At 45.0% G+C, this 18,317-nt stretch carries 12 protein-coding genes; 2 read left to right on the forward strand and 10 right to left on the reverse strand.

What is annotated here, in order from left to right:
• Positions 1–11: 11 nt before the first annotated feature.
• Together AAGR14_RS17100 and glpT are read left to right on the forward strand one after the other, a co-directional pair.
• Positions 12–1,433 (forward strand): glycoside hydrolase family 125 protein, encoded by a 1,422-nt coding sequence (locus AAGR14_RS17100; RefSeq protein WP_342645453.1) that lies wholly within the window; start codon positions 12–14, stop codon positions 1,431–1,433.
• Between the two features lie 18 nt (positions 1,434–1,451).
• Complete coding sequence (glpT, locus tag AAGR14_RS17105; RefSeq protein ID WP_342645454.1) at positions 1,452–2,804, forward strand: glycerol-3-phosphate transporter; 1,353 nt, start codon at positions 1,452–1,454, stop codon at positions 2,802–2,804.
• 730 nt (positions 2,805–3,534) lie between these two features.
• Here the strand turns inward: glpT and AAGR14_RS17110 are convergent.
• The 10 genes from AAGR14_RS17110 to AAGR14_RS17155 all read right to left on the reverse strand — a co-directional run bounded on the left by AAGR14_RS17110 (position 3,535) and on the right by AAGR14_RS17155 (position 18,222).
• On the reverse strand, positions 3,535–4,677 hold the full coding sequence (locus tag AAGR14_RS17110; protein WP_342645455.1) for a DUF5694 domain-containing protein: 1,143 nt from the start codon (positions 4,675–4,677) through the stop codon (positions 3,535–3,537).
• A 609-nt stretch (positions 4,678–5,286) separates the two neighbouring features.
• Entirely contained in the window at positions 5,287–6,447 is a 1,161-nt protein-coding gene (locus AAGR14_RS17115; protein WP_342645456.1) for a serine hydrolase domain-containing protein, read from the reverse strand.
• Positions 6,448–6,584: 137 nt separating this feature from the next.
• On the reverse strand, positions 6,585–7,808 hold the full coding sequence (locus AAGR14_RS17120) for a DUF1343 domain-containing protein (RefSeq protein ID WP_342645457.1): 1,224 nt from the start codon (positions 7,806–7,808) through the stop codon (positions 6,585–6,587).
• A 48-nt stretch (positions 7,809–7,856) separates the two neighbouring features.
• Complete coding sequence (locus tag AAGR14_RS17125; protein WP_342645458.1) at positions 7,857–9,674, reverse strand: serine hydrolase; 1,818 nt, start codon at positions 9,672–9,674, stop codon at positions 7,857–7,859.
• Positions 9,675–9,710: 36 nt separating this feature from the next.
• On the reverse strand, positions 9,711–10,886 hold the full coding sequence (locus AAGR14_RS17130; RefSeq protein ID WP_342645459.1) for a cystathionine gamma-synthase family protein: 1,176 nt from the start codon (positions 10,884–10,886) through the stop codon (positions 9,711–9,713).
• Between the two features lie 23 nt (positions 10,887–10,909).
• Positions 10,910–12,292, reverse strand: coding sequence for an amino acid permease (locus tag AAGR14_RS17135; protein WP_342645460.1), 1,383 nt, complete (start codon positions 12,290–12,292; stop codon positions 10,910–10,912).
• A gap of 8 nt (positions 12,293–12,300) precedes the next feature.
• Positions 12,301–13,365 carry a dipeptide epimerase gene (locus AAGR14_RS17140; protein WP_342645461.1) on the reverse strand — a complete coding sequence of 355 codons (1,065 nt, stop codon included), beginning with the start codon at positions 13,363–13,365 and terminating at the stop codon, positions 12,301–12,303.
• Between the two features lie 5 nt (positions 13,366–13,370).
• Positions 13,371–14,402, reverse strand: coding sequence for a DUF1611 domain-containing protein (locus AAGR14_RS17145; protein WP_342645462.1), 1,032 nt, complete (start codon positions 14,400–14,402; stop codon positions 13,371–13,373).
• Between the two features lie 149 nt (positions 14,403–14,551).
• The gene (locus AAGR14_RS17150; RefSeq protein WP_342645463.1) at positions 14,552–16,204 is read right to left on the reverse strand and encodes a serine hydrolase; all 1,653 of its coding nucleotides are present in this window, start codon (positions 16,202–16,204) and stop codon (positions 14,552–14,554) included.
• Positions 16,201–18,222 (reverse strand): prolyl oligopeptidase family serine peptidase, encoded by a 2,022-nt coding sequence (locus AAGR14_RS17155; RefSeq protein WP_342645464.1) that lies wholly within the window; start codon positions 18,220–18,222, stop codon positions 16,201–16,203. Before AAGR14_RS17155 ends, AAGR14_RS17150 begins: the two co-directional genes overlap by 4 nt.
• Between the last annotated feature and the right edge of the window lie 95 nt (positions 18,223–18,317).

Here is an 18,317-nt window from a genome sequence, read left to right on the forward strand (position 1 = left end):
AAAAACAGACTATGCGCAGAAGTACCTTTTTGCAAAATGCAGGATTGCTTACGGGCAGCTTGCTTTTCAATAAATCCTTATTCGCTCAAGGTTTAGCTTTTGAAAGTAAGCGGCCGCCTTTAGCTCAACGTAACTTTACCAGTACCGCTATAGAGGATGTTATTACAAAGTTTAAATCGAAGGTAAAAGACAAAGAACTGGCCTGGCTTTTTGAAAATTGTTTCCCAAATACTTTAGATACAACTGTTTTTTTTGCCGACAGAGATGGTGCGCCCGATACCTATGTAATTACCGGCGACATTGATGCGATGTGGCTTCGTGATAGTTCGGCCCAAGTTTGGCCTTACTTATCTTTTTTAAAAAACGACACTAAACTTCAGCAACTGATTGCAGGCGTCATCAACCGACAAACTTACTTCATACAGCAAGACCCCTATGCTAACGCATTTTATAAAGACACGTCGAAAGTAAGCCGCTGGGCCAGTGACCGTACTGATATGAAACCTGGCATTCATGAGCGTAAGTGGGAAATTGATTCGTTGTGTTACCCTATCAGGCTGGCATACCGTTACTGGAAAGAAACGGGCGATGTTAAACCCTTTAACGCCAACTGGAAGGAGTCTGTACAGCTCATCTTGAAAACCTTTAAAGAACAACAACGCAAAACCGATCACGGACCGTACCATTTTCAGCGGGCAACTGAAGGCGCTATCGGCACATTGCCGATGAAAGGCTATGGTTTTCCCGTGAAACCCAACGGCCTTATCTGCTCAATGTTCAGGCCCAGTGATGATGCCACCATTTTTCCCTTCCTGATACCGTCAAACTTTTTTGCCGTAGTAAGCTTAAAACAAGCTGCCGAAATAGTCAATGCTATTTTTAAAGATAACATTTTGGCCACTAATTTGGAGAACCTGGCGACCGAAGTTCATCAAGCGCTGCGCCAATCTGCCATCGTTCGGCACCCAACGTTTGGAAAGATATATGCCTTTGAGGTGGACGGATATGGCAACCATAATTTAATGGATGATGCTAACCTACCCAGCTTGCTATCCCTGCCTTACTTAAATGCGCTTAAAGTCCAGGACCAGGTTTACCAAAACACACGCCGCTTTGTATTATCGGGCAGTAATCCTTATTTCTACCAGGGAAATATGGCTGAAGGTACGGGTGGCCCGCACGTCGGCCGCGACAATATGGTATGGCCATTGGGCATCATTGCCCGCGGGCTAACCAGCACTAACGATGCCGAGATCAGGCATTGCATTGCTATGCTAAAAGCTACGCATGCCGGCACCGGCTTTATTCACGAAACGTTCAACCAAGACAACCCGGCCGATTTTACGCGCAAATGGTTTGCCTGGGGAAACACCATATTTGGCGAATTTTCATGGAAGACTTTGACTACAAAGCCCCATTTGTTAAATGCCTAATTGTTAAACAGATACATAATGATAAACATATTTTCGCCCGCAGCTCATCAAACGCCACTGCCGGAAAATCAGGTTGACGAAAAATATCAGGTTATGCGCTGGCAAGTATTTATCGGCATATTTTTAGGATATGCTGGTTACTACCTCGTCAGGAAGAACTTTTCGTTAGTCATGCCCGACCTGGTAAAACTGGGGTACACAAAATCAAGTTTAGGATTTGCCTTATCAGCCGGAGGTATTGCTTACGGCTTAAGTAAGTTTTTAATGGGCAATCTGTCTGACCGCAGCAACGCACGGTACTTTTTGAGTATTGGCTTACTATTATCAGCAATCTGTATGATTGTAATGGGAACCATGTCGTGGGCTACTTCATCGGTAATAATCATGTTTGCCATATTATTAATTAATGGCTGGTTTCAGGGCATGGGCTGGGCGCCATGCGGCCGGGTGGTCGTGCATTGGTTTTCTACCCGAGAACGCGGCCGCACCATGTCTGTCTGGAACTGTGCACATAATGTGGGCGGTGCATTAATGGGCGCAGTAGTCTATTTAGCTATTGTCCTTTTGGCATCGTGGCAAAGCAAGTTATATCTCCCCGGGTGCGTAGCTTTGGCATTTGCTTTCATCGCTTTTTTACTGGTACGCGATACGCCACAATCAGTGGGGCTGCCACCGATAGAAGCTTACAAAAATGACTACCCTAAAAATTATTCATCCTCTCATGAAAATGAATTAACAGCGAAGGAAATATTTTTCAATTTCGTTTTTAATAACCGCCTGTTGTGGTATATAGCTTTTGCTAATGCATTTGTGTATCTGATAAGGCAAGGTATTCAGGACTGGGCTCCTACTTATCTAACAGAGGTAAAACATTTAACCCAAAAAGATATCAGCTGGTCGTATTCCTACTTCGAAATTGCAGGCATCCCCGGTACACTGATTTGTGGCTGGATGAGCGATAAAATATTTAAGGGGCGGCGTGCACCAGCCACCATTATATATATGTTGCTCATCATTATGGCTGTGCTGGTGTATTGGCAATGCCCGGTTAATAATTTGTTAATAGCTAACGCCTCGTTAATCTCTATTGGATTTCTTATTTATGGCCCGGTAATGTTGATAGGTGTACAGGCCCTTGATTTAGTGCCCAAAAAGGCAGCTGGAACGGCGGCCGGCCTTACCTGTTTTTTTGGGTATATGGGCAGTGCATTATTTGCTAATATTGCTATCGGTCAGGTCATAGACCGTTTTGGTTGGAGTGCATCTTTTTATGTAATTATAGTAGCTTGTGTACTATCTATATTTTTTACAGCGCTGACGTGGAAAAGAGAAAAAGCCAACTTGTTAGATAGTACAGGTAACTTTAATTAAACCCGGTGTTTGGCAATAGTAAACTTAGCCGCCCCGGTCATGAACAGATCCGAAACAGAACGGTGATTGCTATTGAATGTGATAGTGGTTGCCAACAGTGATTGGGTGATTGACCTTGGTCCCAGTGCTGGTGACCAAGGAGGCACCATAGTGGCTCAAGGTACTCCTAAAGATGTTGCTAAGAGCGACCAAAGCAAAACGGCACCGTATCTGCGCAACTCAATCTATGGTAAATCATAATTATATAAAGGGTTATCAATTTCACGCAGCGTGCCGTGAAATAAATGAGGTACAGCAACTTCTTTGAACTACATTGGTATTAAATGGTGTCCGCGTTACTCTCTTTATCTGACGAGTATAAGCCAGCAAGACGATTGGAATTAAAGTCGTGGAGTACACTGGTCAGCATCCTACTGCACAAAGTAATATCCTTCTACATGCAGCGGCCCATGAATGTATCTATACATTACGCTGATTTCGTCCTTATGAGCCATGTGTTAGTCAGTCCGTTTGATGACCTATGCTTCTCGTAATTTAAAGCGCATAATTGAGGGATGATATAAAACAGCGAAAGATGCGTCGTTAAATATTGTAAATATTGCTTAAACCTCAATAGGCCGGCAGCTAGTTGCTCGAAATTTTGTTCACGCTGTAGTCACTTCTTACCCTAGAGATTGTCCCATTTAGGTAACGCGGCTCTTTAAAGCAGTTAAAGTGCCCCTTTAAGGCTTCAACTAGCACAGCCGGCTGGAGCAGAATTGAGCAGGTCAGGTACCGATACAATTTCAATATCGGTAAACATCCTCAGGTAAGCTTCAATAAATGGCTTGTGCGCTGCACCCACTACCAGTAGCGCACGGCCTCCGGCAATGGCTGCGGTTGCCTCGCGTATAGCTACGGCCATTTGTAAGTTCTGCGCCTCCCATGCCGCAACGCGCTGACGGCCCAGCCGGCCCATTTTGGTACTTCGAAGCATAGAAAACCATTGCGCATCGGCATCCATTTCAGCAAAGCGAGGCGAGTTTTTCCACTTGAACATCGGCATCACTTGCTCTGCAGAACTCAGTTTCATGGTATCTTCCCGAAAGGCGTGAAAAGCCTTCGTGTTATGATTAAAAAGTTCCTTAAGGCCCGGCTCCGCATTGACCGCTGCCTGCATGTCTTTATTGTCCGGCAATGCCACATCGCTGGCATGATCGCCTGCCCCATAAACGCGTTCCAGGCCCACATCAGCGGCCACCCTGGCCGCTATGGATGACAGTTCACTGCGCAATTCGGCAAAGCGGGTTAAACGCTTAGCCAGCGAAGCCGATATGCCGTCCTGAGCTATCCGGTCACCGGCCCCCAGGCGCATCCATTGAACCGTTGCAGAGAAAGGCTCGGCCGCAGCAACAAACAGCGCTGCCAGGCGCCTCCGCTGAGCCGGGCTCAGCGATCCCTTTTCAGCTAAACTATCTGCCTTAACCAACGCTTCAGCTGCGCTGAGATGGAGCTCGGCTTGAGCTGTTTTAGCCATTTCCAGGGTTGGTCCGGCATACTTTCCGGCATCTCCATGATAAGCTGCGTAAGCATCCAGTCCCATCACTTGCTCACCGGGTAAGGCTTCGGTCAGAATGACTTGGGGATTGTAGGCCCGCAAGCGACATAAAACAGGTTCCAGCCAGGCTGTCTGAAACTTACTGGAAGCTGCATCAAGATGCCATACCCCTAGCACCATCACTTTGGTTGGCGGCAAGCCTAGTTGTTTTTTGGCAGCTGCCGGGTTGAATGCTTTGTTTTTTTGGGCGTGAGTCAATACCGCATTAGTAAGTATTAAAAGAGTGATTAAGAATAGACGAAGAACCACTTTGCCGGATAGTAAATTTGATTTCATGTAAAGGATATTCTCCAAAGAGAAAGGTTGATGTAATGATGAATTTTTTAACATTACAAAGGTAACCTTGGGTAATGCGCACAAAATTATATTATACCAAACCCCTGTTTTCCTATATCAACCCGAAGATACTTGTACATCGACGTTCAGTTTAAATGATCTTTAACGGCAACCGTTCATGCTCACCAAAAAATCTTAAGGCACTCTATTATATTATTACATTATACATCTTCACATCGCGTAACAACATTTCAACGTTTGTTTAACTTTTGTTAGTCCCGGGAAATTGACAGGAAATTTTCTTCCAATGCAGGCTACCATTTAACTTAAATACTAAAACAGTTTGATAGTTATTTACTGAGCTTTACCCTAAGCGAGCAGCGGTGCAATACCTCTGTAGGCAAAAGCAGTGAACCTGCCTGATGGAACAACCGCGGCTGGCCGGGCAAATCACTCCGAGAGAAATATCTCGCCGGGAACGCTTACCTGGACACCTTGAACGTACATGCCCATACAATAATATCCTGGTTTAAGACGATTCCAATAACCGATCATGATTACGGGTTTGTGCAATTTTAAAATTAGATTGTGCAAACAGACCGGGAGCCCCTATTTGATAAAATACTTATACAGCACATTGATCGTTTTACGGTTGAGCATATTAATATCATCACTACCCGGATAGTAAGCTTGGTTACTGCCATTACAGATCACAACGATTCCAAATTTTTCTTTTGGCTCAAAGAACATACCACTGGTGAGACCATAAGATGATCCGGTATGTCCCACCATGTCTTTATGCTCAATTAAATCATGCGAATGACGAAGTGCCAGTCCGTATCCACCCTCCCCGTCCGACACTTTCGTTTGCATAGTTCGCGAGCTTTTCTTTGAAATAATGCGTACACCATTGAGCTTACCGTAATTCATATGCATCATCATATACTTGGCCAGGTCGGTAGCAGAGATTTTCATGCCACCTGTTGGCGAGAAGATGGGCGTGTCATAGCCTATCAAATAATTTTTCACTTCCTGGCTGCGTGGATTGTAGGCCAGCGGTGCATAAACTAATTGTTTTGATACGCTATCATACTCATAGAGTTTTGCAAAGCGACTATGGTCAAGAGAATCTACGCAGTAACCGCCATACAAACCCAACGGATCCAGTATATGGTGCTTCACGTACTGGTCAAAACGTTCACCTGACAATCGCTCAATCACGGCGCCTACCATGTTATAGTTGAGATTACAATATTCGTAACCGGCACCTGGTGAATATGTATTATAACACTTGGCAAAATTGGGGTTCTTGCCAGGATTAATGGTATCTAGGGTAAAATAACCCTGACTATCATTTACACTCGAGGTGTGCGACATCACCATTCTCAGGGTGATTACCACATCGGGATATTTGGGATTTCGTACCTTAAAACCGACCAAATTACTAAAATCATCATCGAGCGAGCACTTTTTTGCCTCTATCAATTGCATAATTGACGTAGCGGAAAAAGATTTGGATATAGAGGCAATCCTAAAGATATTATCGTCGGTAAGTGGTTTTTGACTTTCGACATCCGATACCCCAAACGAATGCGTATAAATAATGTGATTATTTTTAACCACCGCTACTGATATCCCAGCAGCGGTAAGCTCTTTCATAATATCTCTGATCTCGGATTCGGCTTGCGACACTTGTGCGGATGCAGACCGGGTTATGGATACCATCATCAGCATAATTATCAAACGTTTCAAATTACTTATGTCATTCATCTATTTTAATATTTGAGTGGTTAATGCACACCTAACACAATACAACACTGGTATCGCCGATGATACTGTTTTATGCTCTTATAATCAGATTTCTCGAAAAACACATACCGGCACCTTCCCTTATATATGAGCGTTCGCTAATCAGCATATAAAAGATACTTCTGACGCATGTGCCTGAACTTTGTTAAATTAGCTTCCCAACTTTTTCTAATCTCTTCTTCACTCTTACCGGCAATAATTTGCGCTTTCAAATCAGTTGTTCCGGCGAGTTTATCAAAATTACCAATCTGCTTGCTCTGGCTCGAATCGAAGAATTTTTCTTTATACGGATACGCTTTGTACATCTCCAGTAGCCAGCTAAGATTTAATCGCTTGCTTTTGAGCAATTGGGCGGTATTGTAATGACGAAGATCTAAGCCATAGCAGGCTACATTTTGAAATAACGGCGTTTCGCTCATGCCGGGAATGCCAACGGGTGTAAAGGTAAAATCGTATCTCCCCTTCAAATCCGGGTTACCCAGCACTGTGAAAGGCATATAAGTACCTCTGCCCTGGCTAATGATGGTTCCTTCAAACAAACACAGCGACGGATATAACAACACTGACTGTTGCGTGTTCAAATTTGGTGATGGCGGTATAGCAAGTGTATAGGGCATACTGTGTTTATAACGAGCTACTTTTATAATTTTGAGCTTACATTTTACGGCATTAGCCAGCCAGCCTTCGCCATTTATCATTTGTGCATATTCACCCACCGTCATCCCATGAGCAATAGGCACCGGATGATAACCAATGCCCGACTTGAGTTTCATATTCAGCACCGGGCCATCTACCATATATCCGTTAGGGTTAGGGCGGTCGAGAATCAACAGTTCTTTATTATTTTCGGCACAGGCTTCCATCACACGGTGCAGGGTAGCCAAATAGGTAAAGTACCTTGCACCTACATCCTGAAGATCATAAATCATCAGATCTATGCCCGCCAGGTCTGCCGACGCTGGTTTGCCGCTTTTGCCGTACAATGACACTACCGGTATGCCTGTTTTAGGATCAACGCTATCATCAACATGTGCGCCGTTACTAGCATTGCCCCTAAAACCGTGTTCGGGACCAAATATTTTTACAATGTTTACGCCAAGCGCTTTCAGACTATCAACACTGGGTTTACCCGAAATAAGCGATGATGGGTTAACAACCATGCCTATCTTTTTGGCTTTCAAGTAAGGCAAATACATTTCAGTTTGGTCGGCGCCGGGTATCAACCCCTTTTTTACTGTTGTAATGTGTGTTAGCCGTACCGGATGCACTTCATTCCAGCCTATACAACTTAACATAGTCAAAAAGAGCAAAGATATCTTCATCGTAGTAGTTGAATGTGTTATTCACTTAATTTTACCGGTGCAGTGCACTTACTGCTTCTTATTAACGTGAAAAGCCTTGTATATCGCGTCAAAAATTCGTTGTGTGATAGCAAGGTCAGATAGTAATGGAGACGTTACCGGATGAACACGGTTGGTTAAAAGAATAAATATCAGTTTCTGGTCCTGATCTACCCAAACGCGCGTACCGGTATAACCCGTATGCCCGAAAGTGTTTAATGAGGCATAAGCGGATGGGTAGCTGCTGTTAGGCCGCTTGCGATCAAAACCATAACCTCGGTTGCTCTTATCAGACTGCTTAGCTGTAAACTCTTTAACCGTTTCGGGTTTAAAGTATTGCTTTCCGCCGTAGCTACCGCCGTTTAGTAACATTTGGTAATAAATACCCAAATCTGTAGCCGAAGAAAACAGGCCTGCATGACCCGAGACCCCTCCTGCCATTGCCGCGCCGGGATCGTGAACGTAACCTAACAGCAGCGTATCGCGGTAAAGGGTGTCTACCTCAGTAGGAATAATACGTTCTTTACCGAAACGATACAGCGGTAAGTAACCAGCAGTCTGCATACCAAGCGGGCGGTAAAAGTTTTCCTGAACGTAGTCTTCCAGATATTGATTGGATAGGCCCTCCACAATTTCCCTCATAAAGTACATACTCAGGTCACTGTACACATATTTTGAAGTATCATTGAGCGGCGAATTCAGCATTTTTGGCCACATCACCTCCTTAAAGTAATCCTTTCTGAAAAAATATCGTTCGCCTGCCTTAACGGGATAAGCAGCAGAAGAATCTCTGCTAAAATCGTCTGGCTTAATGCTTTTGTAAAACGGAATAAATGGCGTGAAGCCTGCCTGGTGCAACATTACCTGCCTTACCAGTATATTTTTTTTATCTGTTTCGCGCGCCTTGGGTATATAAGCGCTAATGGTGGTATCCAGTTTAAGTTTGCCCTGTTCTACCAGGCGCATCACCGAAGGGGTCGTAGCGGTTGTTTTAGTAATAGAGGCCAGGTCGTAAATATCTGTCGGCTGGGTTGGTGTAATGGGTTCGTAAGTATGATAACCATACGCTTGGTCAAAAATAACCTTACCATCTTTTATTACCATAACCACTGCACTTGGTGTAGCTCTTTTGGTTATAGCTTCGTGCACAATGCTATCAATAGGATTTCGTAGCGTAGCAACGTCAATACCCACCTCTTCGGGTACTGTAAAACTTAAACGGGTAGTTTGTGTGGTAAACCCGGCACCTTTACGATACTCAGACGAAACGGTAGACGGGAGTTTTGCCGTGAGCGGCCTTCCGCCAAAAATGGCTTGCGCTATATAATTTACCGATGCCGCCGACTCTTTTGCTGTCCAGATAAGCGGCACCTTAAGCATTTTTAATTTACCAATCATATCCACATCACCGAAGGCAGCCATGATGATTGTTTTACTTTTAAGATTATCGGCAATAAATTCCATAAGTTTCGCGTCATTCAAGGCAGTGCCGTTTACTTCGAGGATGAGCGTATTATAAAATTTGAGATCGTAGCTTAGATTGGCCAGGGTGTTCCCCCCAGATTGATAAGCAGACGCTGTAAAGCTTTTAACGACGGTGTAATTGTTCATCATACTATCAAGCACTGCAGAATGCTTGATGCCAAAGTTAACGCTGGCAATTTTGTTACTGGCCAAGTTCACGATTGGCACAGTACCCGATACATTGTTGAGCAACACTGTGGATTGTTCCGCCTTTTTACTATCCTTTAATAGCTGCTCATTCACCTGATGCTGTTTTTGTGCATAGGTGCTAACCGCCGCTGCCTGAATGAGCAGTAAAGTGCTTATCAATATTTTGATCTTCATACTTAATCTTAACTAAATGAAGGTTTAAAGAAATTACTACAATGCTGCTAATGCTTGATCAAGATCATGCAACAAGTCATCTACATTCTCAATGCCTACCGAGTACCTGATCAGGCTCTCTGGTATGCCTAACAAAGCGCGCTGCCCTTCGGTAAGTTCTACATGGCTTGTTGTTCGCGGCGGACCGGCAAGGGTACTAACCGAACCTAAACTTGCGGCCAGGTGTACCAGCTTTAATGAGGGTAGAAATTTCTTTACTAATTCGTAGTCCCCTTTCAGCGAGAAACTTAAAATACCGCCGAAGCCGCGCATCTGTTGTTTGGCTGTCTCATGCCCTGGATGTGTTTCTAAGCCAGGGTAAAATACATTACTCACCTTGGGGTGCGCTTTAAGGTAATGGGCTATCTTCATGGCCGAAGCGTTTTGCCGCTCAATACGCAGTTCCAGTGTTTTCATGCCACGTGCTATCATGTAAGCTGGGTTAGCCTGCAGGCTCGCGCCTGTGATTTCGCGGTATTGAAATACTTTTTGAACTAATTCCTTTTTACCTGCTAATAATCCACCCATCGCATCAGAATGACCGCAAAGAAATTTGGTTGCGCTATGAATAACCAAATCTACGCCCAGTGTCAGCGGATTTTGATTAATCGGCGTTGCAAACGTGTTATCAACAACGGTGATAGCGCCCACCTTTTTTGCAGCCGCCGCTAATCTTTTGATATCAATAATCTTTAAAGTGGGATTGGTTGGCGTTTCCAGGTAAAGCAGGTCACAGCCTTTGGCTACCTCAGCTTCCAGCGCCTCATGATCGGTAGTGTCATGCAGCTTAACTTCCACGTTCATGCCAGGCAAAAAATCGAGAAACAGCTTACTGGTACCGCCATACGTATCTTTAACGGATACTACTTTTTTACCCGGCTTTAAAAAAGTAAACAAGGTATTACTGATTGCTCCCATACCCGTAGCAAACGAAGTAGCAGCCTCTGCGCCTTCCATCACGCGAATCTTTTCTTCCAGTACGGCTACCGTTGGATTAGTATTGCGGCTGTAAATATAGCCTTCGGATTTGCCGGTGGCTACATCATACCATTCATCAAGGTCGGTATAAGCAAAGGCAACGCTGTTGTTGACAGGCTGCGCTACCGCACCTGCCGCGTTTTCTTCGCCTGCCCAAACGGCTGCGGTACCTGTTTTATACTCAGAAAATTCCATATCTTTTTAATTTGAATAAATAACTATTTACTAATCGCCCTGCCTTTTTTTATATAATACAGATACACAGGCACGCCCGAAAAAATAAGCAGGAGCCCAGTGAGGGCCTGCTTAGGTTGTTGAACTATGGTAACCCCAACCAGTGTAAGGCAAAACAAAGCAAAAAGTGCAGGCAACACGGGATAGCCTATTGTTTTATAAGGACGATAAGTATCAGGCTCCTTGATACGCATCACAATTACACCAACGGCGGTAGAACCGTAAAACAAAAAAGAGGCAAAAATAAGCAAGTCGGTGAGCTGATCGAAGTTGCCCGACCAGAGCAAAGCAATAGCCCATATACATTGCCACATAATTGCTTTTGATGGTGTTTGGTAAACAGGATGAATTTTTCCGGTGCTTGATATAAACAGCCCATCACGCGCCATGGCAAACAATATCCGGGACGACATCAGGATGGTACTGTTGGCACAGGTAAAGGTGGTGAGCAAAATAAGGACGGAGAGTATTACCGCGCCGGCATTACCGCTTAAAATTCGCGCTACCTCTACAGCGGCAATTTGATTTGCCATACCATGAATGGCCGCCAACTGCTCCACCGGCAAAACATATAAGTAAACTGCGTTGACCACTAAGTACAGCAGAATAACGGCGATGGTACCCAAGCCTAAAGCTATAGGCAGGTTTTTTTGTGGATTTTTGATTTCCTCACCAATGTAACCGATATTATTCCACCCTTCGTAACCCCAAAACGCACTAAGCGATGCCGCAAAAAAGGCAGTAAGCAGCTGCCAGCCTTCGGGCGGATGAACATCGTGTGAAAAATTAGCCACACTGCCGTGGCCTGAGGTAAATGCCGCTACAACCGAACCTAATATGACCACAATAATACCGATAATCAAAAAGCGGCTAAGTCGTTCGCCAAACATTACCCCCCGGTAATTTACCCAACTGAGCGTAATGATCAATGCAGTGGCCAGCATCTTTATACTGGCGTTATCACCAATCGTCCCTAAAGCAGGGATAGTGATATCCGGCAACTTAATTAAGGCGTTAAATGATTCTGCAAAAATATAGGCCAGTGCCGCAATCGTTGCCGATTTCATCACCGTAAGATTGCCCCAGCCGTAAAGGAAAGAAAAGAACTTACCATAAACTCTCTTAAAGTAAACATACTCGCCACCGGAGCCGGGCATCATAGCCGCAAGTTCTGCCGTGCACAGCGCACCGATCAGACTCAGTAAACCGGCTACCACCCAGCAAGTCAAAATCAGTTTTGGTGATCCCAGCCCGGCAGACATCGGTGCAATCTTTTTAAAGATTCCGGAGCCTACAATAGCACTAATTACGAGTAAAACTGCCGGAAGCCGGTTGATCGTTCTATTGAGTGATGGTGCCTGGGTCATAACAGCTCTTATAAATAAGTGAGGCCAAATCCCGGTAAGTTATTTGGCATCATATAGCCATCTTTAATGCTGAAACCCTTTATGGCCACATCTTCCATCAAATCCAGACTACCATCCAAGTCAATATATTTGGTGTGCGGACAGGCAAAGGCAGCGTGCAGCGCAGCGGTTATGCCTACCATGCTTTCATCATTACAACCCCAAAACAGGCTGATACCGGCCTGGGCAGCAATCGTAGCAATTTCGAATGCAGAGGTAATGCCGCCGCACTTCATCATTTTGATATTGAATATGCCAAAAGCCTTTTGCTGCGCCAGTGTAAAAGCAGAGTGGGTATTCTTCAATGATTCGTCGGCAGCTAATATGGCCCGAGTTTGCATTGGCAGTTGCAGCAACTCATCTTCCATACCCGGAAGAAAAGGTTGCTCAATTAACTCTACTTGCTGACCATCGGTCAGGCGGATAAACGTTTTCAACTGGCTCAGATCGTAACCGGTGTTGGCATCAACCCGAATCACAAAATGCGCACCATAGGCTTCGCGTAATTTAATGATACGCTCAGCGTCCAATTCAGCTTCGCGGCCGGTTTTTACTTTTAATGCCCTAAAGCCGCCATCATAATATTCTTGCGCTTCTTCCAAAGTTTCGGCTACATTTTTAATGCCTATCGTTACGGATGTCAGCATCTTTTCGTGACGGCGGCCATAAAAGTCAAGCACCGAAATACCGATACACTGGCAAAAAGCATCGTGCAGGGCCATATCTATTGCCGCCTGCGTGCCTGGGTACTTTGAAAATACCTCCCGGTAAAGTTGAATGTGAGGTAAAAAATTACGGATATCTTTCCCGGCGAGCTGCATGACTGCGTCTGACTGTAAATTAGTAAGCGTATCATCTGCAGACTCGCCTACTACGTCTACATCGGTATTTGCTGCGCCCATGCCCCTCATGCCATTCTCCAGCTCCACTTCGAAGAACACAATTTCGGCATCGTAAAAAGTATCACGTGCAATAGTATAAGGCTTTTTAAGGGCCAGCAACCTGCGGTAGGCTTTAACAGCTTTAATTTTCATTCGTTCTAATTGGTTAACAGCGGAACGATGCTTGCACAGCCATCCTGTAATGGCAAAATAACCGGCACGTCTAGTTTATTGGCATATTCTTGTTGATAGCTCCGCGCCTCTTCTATGGTGCAATGCTGGGTATTAAGTGCAACAGCAATCACTTTAGATCCATATAAGTTAATCAACTCAATTTCCGACTCCAGTGAGGGCACTTTGCCGAAAGCCTCATGTTCATCAAAATACACTCTTTTGGGCGAATGCACCATGATCACCTTTTTGGCGTTGCCCGAAATCAACATTTCTGATCCGCAAGGGCCGCTCGGGTTTCTCAGCGCAGCCTGTCCTTCAAGTAAAATCACATCGGGCTGTGTTTCTCTGTAGCATGTTAGTATCGCATTTTCTAATTCGCCGCCAACAAAATCATTCAGCGTAGAATCAAATATAAAACCGTATTGCCCTCCCTGCAGCCAGCCGGTTTGCCCGGTATAAATCATTTGCGCGTTAACACCGGCCTGTTTGCAGGCCTCCAATATAAATCGGGTAGTGGTACGTTTACCAATGGCGCAGTCCGTACCTAATACGGCCACCACAGGCACCTGTAATTTGCGAACTTCACCGGTCCAGAAATGTAAATCTTTACGTTGTTTTGGCCTGCGTACATCTATAAGCTTTACACCATGCGCTTTGGCCAGTGCTACAATGTCCTCGCGCTCATTCAGATAGTCGTGCAACCCGTTAACAATTGAGGCACCATGTGTTATGGCCGTTTTTACTTGTGCAATCATAGCCTGTGGAAAAATACCACCAGTTGTAGCTACGCCAACCACACAGTAGTCGGGCTTTAAGGCTAATGCTTCATCAATGGTTTTATATACCGGAATGTTACGGTGTTTCGCATCCAAAATTTCACCCGCATCTTTGCCGGCCTGTAAATCATCTACTACACCGATGATGCGAAATCGGTTACTTTCCCTAATGAGTCCGTGCGCTGTTTTAGCGTCGGGGGTATTTAGCAAGTCCCCTGTTAAAATGATAGCTGTTTCCATTAAAATTTCTTCCCGTAGTTTTCACTAATCTGCAGCCAGCTTAGTTCTTTACTACTAACTTATATAAATTAAATTGCAGTTAATTTAACCGCTTCGCTTAACTATACTGCCCGCGAACGGTTCTGCACATTAATAGACTACTTTGATGATTACTTTTTCGTTTCTGAGACCGGCCTTAGCAGCAAATCGCCCATATCCATATCCGAGTCGGGGTCAATAATTTTGAACTTTACACGGTCTATACTGCCGTCCGCATTCAGCGAAAAGGTGACGTAGCTGTCAGCTTTCAGGAATCTATTACGGAAGGTAGCAATGAAAGTGTCGTATTGAAAATGCTTTACGTCGGCCACCAGGTGGTTAAGTTGTTTGAACCGCATCACCATGCCGGTATCTTCTTTGGCGATAACGACATCGCCGTACATCACATCGCGGTAATTACCCAGATATTTCTCCAGAGCAAGCGAGGCCTTCGCGGTGGTGTCCCGCTTTAGCAAATGTTTAGTCTGCTCTTGAGCCAGCTTTTGTTGAGCTAATTTAAACTGCTTTTGATATCCGCTTAACCAATCATATGGCTTATTATGCATATAATAATCAAGCACATGATAAATAATTGCCCAATAGGCTGATGCCGACTCTTGGTTGGTAAATACAGAGATACCTAAATTTAACGCTGGCACCATAGCCAACTGAGATACAAAACCGCCCAACGCGCCCCCATGCCCCACTATTTTATATTTCCCATAATTATACGTCCGGAAGCCCAGCGCATAACCATAAAAATCCATCTGCGCGGGCTTAAGGTCGTCCGGCTGTTTGGCTATCGGCATAGGCCGCACCAATTTCCACAGCTGGGTGGTGGTTGAGGGCTCGAACAATTTGGTTTTAGCCGATATACGGCCCGAGTCCAGTTGGGTAATTAACCATTTGGCCATGTCAGTAGCATTGGTCATAATGCCTCCGGCCGGGTTGCCCGCATCGCCGATATTAAGATCGGTCCACTCGTTAAAGACCTGGATCTTTCCATTGATTCTTTTGTGAGAACCAGATACATTCAGGGCATTCTTTACAGCCGAGAACCTGGAAATACTTTCACTCATGCCAAGCTTATCAAAAATCCGGGTCTTTACAAAATCTTCCCAGCTCATACCAGAACAGGCAGCAACCACTTCACCAGCGGCCATATACAAAATATTATCATAGGCGTAAGTGGTTCTGAAATCGTATATGAGAGGTATCTGCTTAAGTTTCCCCAGAATCTCCCGCCTGGTAAATGTCGATGGCGGAAAATTCATCAGGTCTCCAACATAGGCGGGTATACCGCTATGATGAACTAACAAATCGCGGACGGTAAGATGGGTAGTCACGTAAGAGTCTGACATCCGGAACCAGGGTAGATAATCAATCACCGGATCATCCCACTTTAGTTTACCTTCTTCCACTAATATAGCCAACGCCGTGGCCGTAAACGCTTTAGAGTTTGACGCAATAGAAAACAGGGTATGTGCATCTACCTTTTCCGGTTCGTGAGCTTTTTTTACCCCATAGCCTTTGGCAAGCAAAACTTTTCCGTTTTGAACAATAGCCACGCTTACGCCGGGCACCTCAAATGCCTGAAGTACCTGATTAATATAGGCATCCAACCCAGGCGGAACTTTTGCCGCTGTTTTAGTTTGCGAAAATGATGTTGCTACGGTTAGCGATAAGGCCAACAGGCAGAAAAGAACTTTGAGGGAAGCAGTCATTCTAAAAAAACGTTGCGGTCTTTTGCCAGGCAGGTCATAAGCCACTATTTTGTTATTCATTTTGCAAGTAACTTCCGGTTAAAAAAATCTGCCACTGCCTCATCAACTTTAAGCATATTGCGGTATCTCATCCAATGATGCGTTTCATCAGGTATTAGCATACTTTCAAACGGTATTTTCTTTTGTTCTAAACGCCTGATCAGGTCAATACTTTGGTGAAATTTTACGTTACCATCATCATCTCCATGAATAATCAATACCGGCGATGTCCAATTGTCCAGATTAGATACCGGCGATGACTTCCAGTTCTGCGCTGTTGCCAAAGCCAGATCAGGGGCTTTCTCCGGGCTTGCTTCCGGTAAAAATCCGGTTAAGTTGTGCAAACCATGAATATCCACGCCGGCTGCAAAAAGTTTAGCATCCCGCGCCATTGCCAATGCCGTCATAAAGCCGCCATAAGAGCCGCCATAGATACCAATTTTTTTGGCGTCTACCTTAGGATTTGCGGCAAGCCACTCCCCGGCAGCCTTGATATCCTGATACTCGGATGCTCCGAAAAAGCCGGCATTTTTCGGATTTTGAAATTCGTAACCATAAGCTGTACCCAATCTATAATTTACAGCCAGCACAACATAGCCTTTACTGGCCAGGTACTGGTTTAAAGCATACGTATTGGCATAATAGTCTGCATAATGCCAGCCAAGCAGCATCTGCCTTTTCGGTCCGCCGTGTACAAATAATATGGCGGGTCTATTTGCTTGCCCACCTGCCGGTTCAAATAATTGCCCGTACACAGGTTTGCCATCGGCAGCTGTAAACTTTACAGACCGGGGTGTAATTAAGTTCGCTAAAGGAAGCTCCGCGGGCATAAGGGTTTCTCCCATCAACTTTAATTGATGACCTTTTCCTGGCAATACTGCCGGAAGGCCCGGGCGTTGCGCCGTGGCACTAATCAGTACTGTAGATTTTCCATCTGCTAAAGGGATCGGGTAACTTTCTATGCCTTTTCCATCAGTAAGCATTTCCATGGCCGGTTTGTCAACCGGAACTCTTGCAATATGCCGCCGGTCTAAATCGCTTTGGTCAGGGCCTGTGTTCGCACTAAAATATAACCAGCGATGATCAGGACTTAGCGTGATATGTTCGACTGCAAATTTACCGGGTGTAAGCAACAACTCACTGGCCATGCCGCTGCCCGGTATTGAGTATAGATGCGGCCAGCCATCCTGATAAGAAACAAACGTAATGTAGCTGTTAGCAGCCCATCGTAAATTAAACCCACCATGAGTACCTGGTACAGAACCAGCTAACGTTTCAGGGGATTTCCATAATTGCTTGGCTGCTCCGGATGCTGCATCAGCCGTCCAGATGGCCCATGGTTCAATCTTTCTGGCAGTTAACGAATCAGGGGCACCACCGGTGGCAGGCCGCCTAACAAATGCAATGCTTTTTCCGTCCAGGCTCCAGCGCGGCGACTGATCATTGGCAAACGCGGGCGCAATCCACTTAATAGGAGAAATAGAATCTGTAAAAATGCCGATTAAAGCATGATCAGTGCGGGAAGAGACAAACATAAGTTGGTCGCCATCGGGCGACCACTGAATATCCTGGCTGCCACCTTTTGCATAAAACAGGGGCTTCGCAGGCTTAAGCCCGTTTACCGGGGCTACCCAAATCTGGGCGTTTTTGATGAAAGCAACACGATCACTCTTGGGAGAGATGACGGGGTAATCGCCTTCTCCCAAAACAACAGGCTCGCCGCCATTAAAAGGAATACTGATTACCTGCACTTTGGGCGGAACAGGAGCTGATGAAGGATTTCTGGGCGTACTTTCATCATAAGCACCATGATCACCTCCCCTGACGAAAACTACCTTGGTGCCGTCAGGAGAGATAGACACACTGGTTAATTCCAAACCATCGTCTTCATGATAAGCAGTGAGCTGATGCAAAGCATACTCAGGGCCATTGGCAACGTATATATTACGCTTACCCTTAATATTTATAGCTAAGGCAATTTTGTTACCGGCGCCACTGGTGAGCTCTGATGAAAATGGATAAGAGGTTATACTTTCCATGGTAAAAGGCTGGGTATAGCTATTGAAGCTAAAGTGTACCAGACAAATCACAAAAAGCAATACCCTTTTATCCATTTTGTATTTTTATTGCATCA

Source organism: Mucilaginibacter sp. CSA2-8R, from assembly GCF_038806765.1.
In the GTDB taxonomy this organism is placed as follows: Bacteria; Bacteroidota; Bacteroidia; order Sphingobacteriales; family Sphingobacteriaceae; genus Mucilaginibacter.

Excerpts from the sequence above, each read along its gene's own strand:
- AAGR14_RS17155 (WP_342645464.1), bottom strand. The coding sequence starts at position 18,222 with ATGGAAAGTATAACCTCTTATCCATTTTCATCAGAGCTCACCAGTGGC.
- AAGR14_RS17125 (WP_342645458.1), bottom strand. The coding sequence starts at position 9,674 with ATGAAGATCAAAATATTGATAAGCACTTTACTGCTCATTCAGGCAGCG.
- glpT (WP_342645454.1), top strand. The coding sequence starts at position 1,452 with ATGATAAACATATTTTCGCCCGCAGCTCATCAAACGCCACTGCCGGAA.
- AAGR14_RS17100 (WP_342645453.1), top strand. The coding sequence starts at position 12 with ATGCGCAGAAGTACCTTTTTGCAAAATGCAGGATTGCTTACGGGCAGC.
- AAGR14_RS17145 (WP_342645462.1), bottom strand. The coding sequence starts at position 14,402 with ATGGAAACAGCTATCATTTTAACAGGGGACTTGCTAAATACCCCCGAC.
- AAGR14_RS17120 (WP_342645457.1), bottom strand. The coding sequence starts at position 7,808 with ATGAAGATATCTTTGCTCTTTTTGACTATGTTAAGTTGTATAGGCTGG.
- AAGR14_RS17130 (WP_342645459.1), bottom strand. The coding sequence starts at position 10,886 with ATGGAATTTTCTGAGTATAAAACAGGTACCGCAGCCGTTTGGGCAGGC.
- AAGR14_RS17115 (WP_342645456.1), bottom strand. The coding sequence starts at position 6,447 with ATGAATGACATAAGTAATTTGAAACGTTTGATAATTATGCTGATGATG.
- AAGR14_RS17140 (WP_342645461.1), bottom strand. The coding sequence starts at position 13,365 with ATGAAAATTAAAGCTGTTAAAGCCTACCGCAGGTTGCTGGCCCTTAAA.
- AAGR14_RS17135 (WP_342645460.1), bottom strand. The coding sequence starts at position 12,292 with ATGACCCAGGCACCATCACTCAATAGAACGATCAACCGGCTTCCGGCA.
- AAGR14_RS17150 (WP_342645463.1), bottom strand. The coding sequence starts at position 16,204 with ATGAATAACAAAATAGTGGCTTATGACCTGCCTGGCAAAAGACCGCAA.
- AAGR14_RS17110 (WP_342645455.1), bottom strand. The coding sequence starts at position 4,677 with ATGAAATCAAATTTACTATCCGGCAAAGTGGTTCTTCGTCTATTCTTA.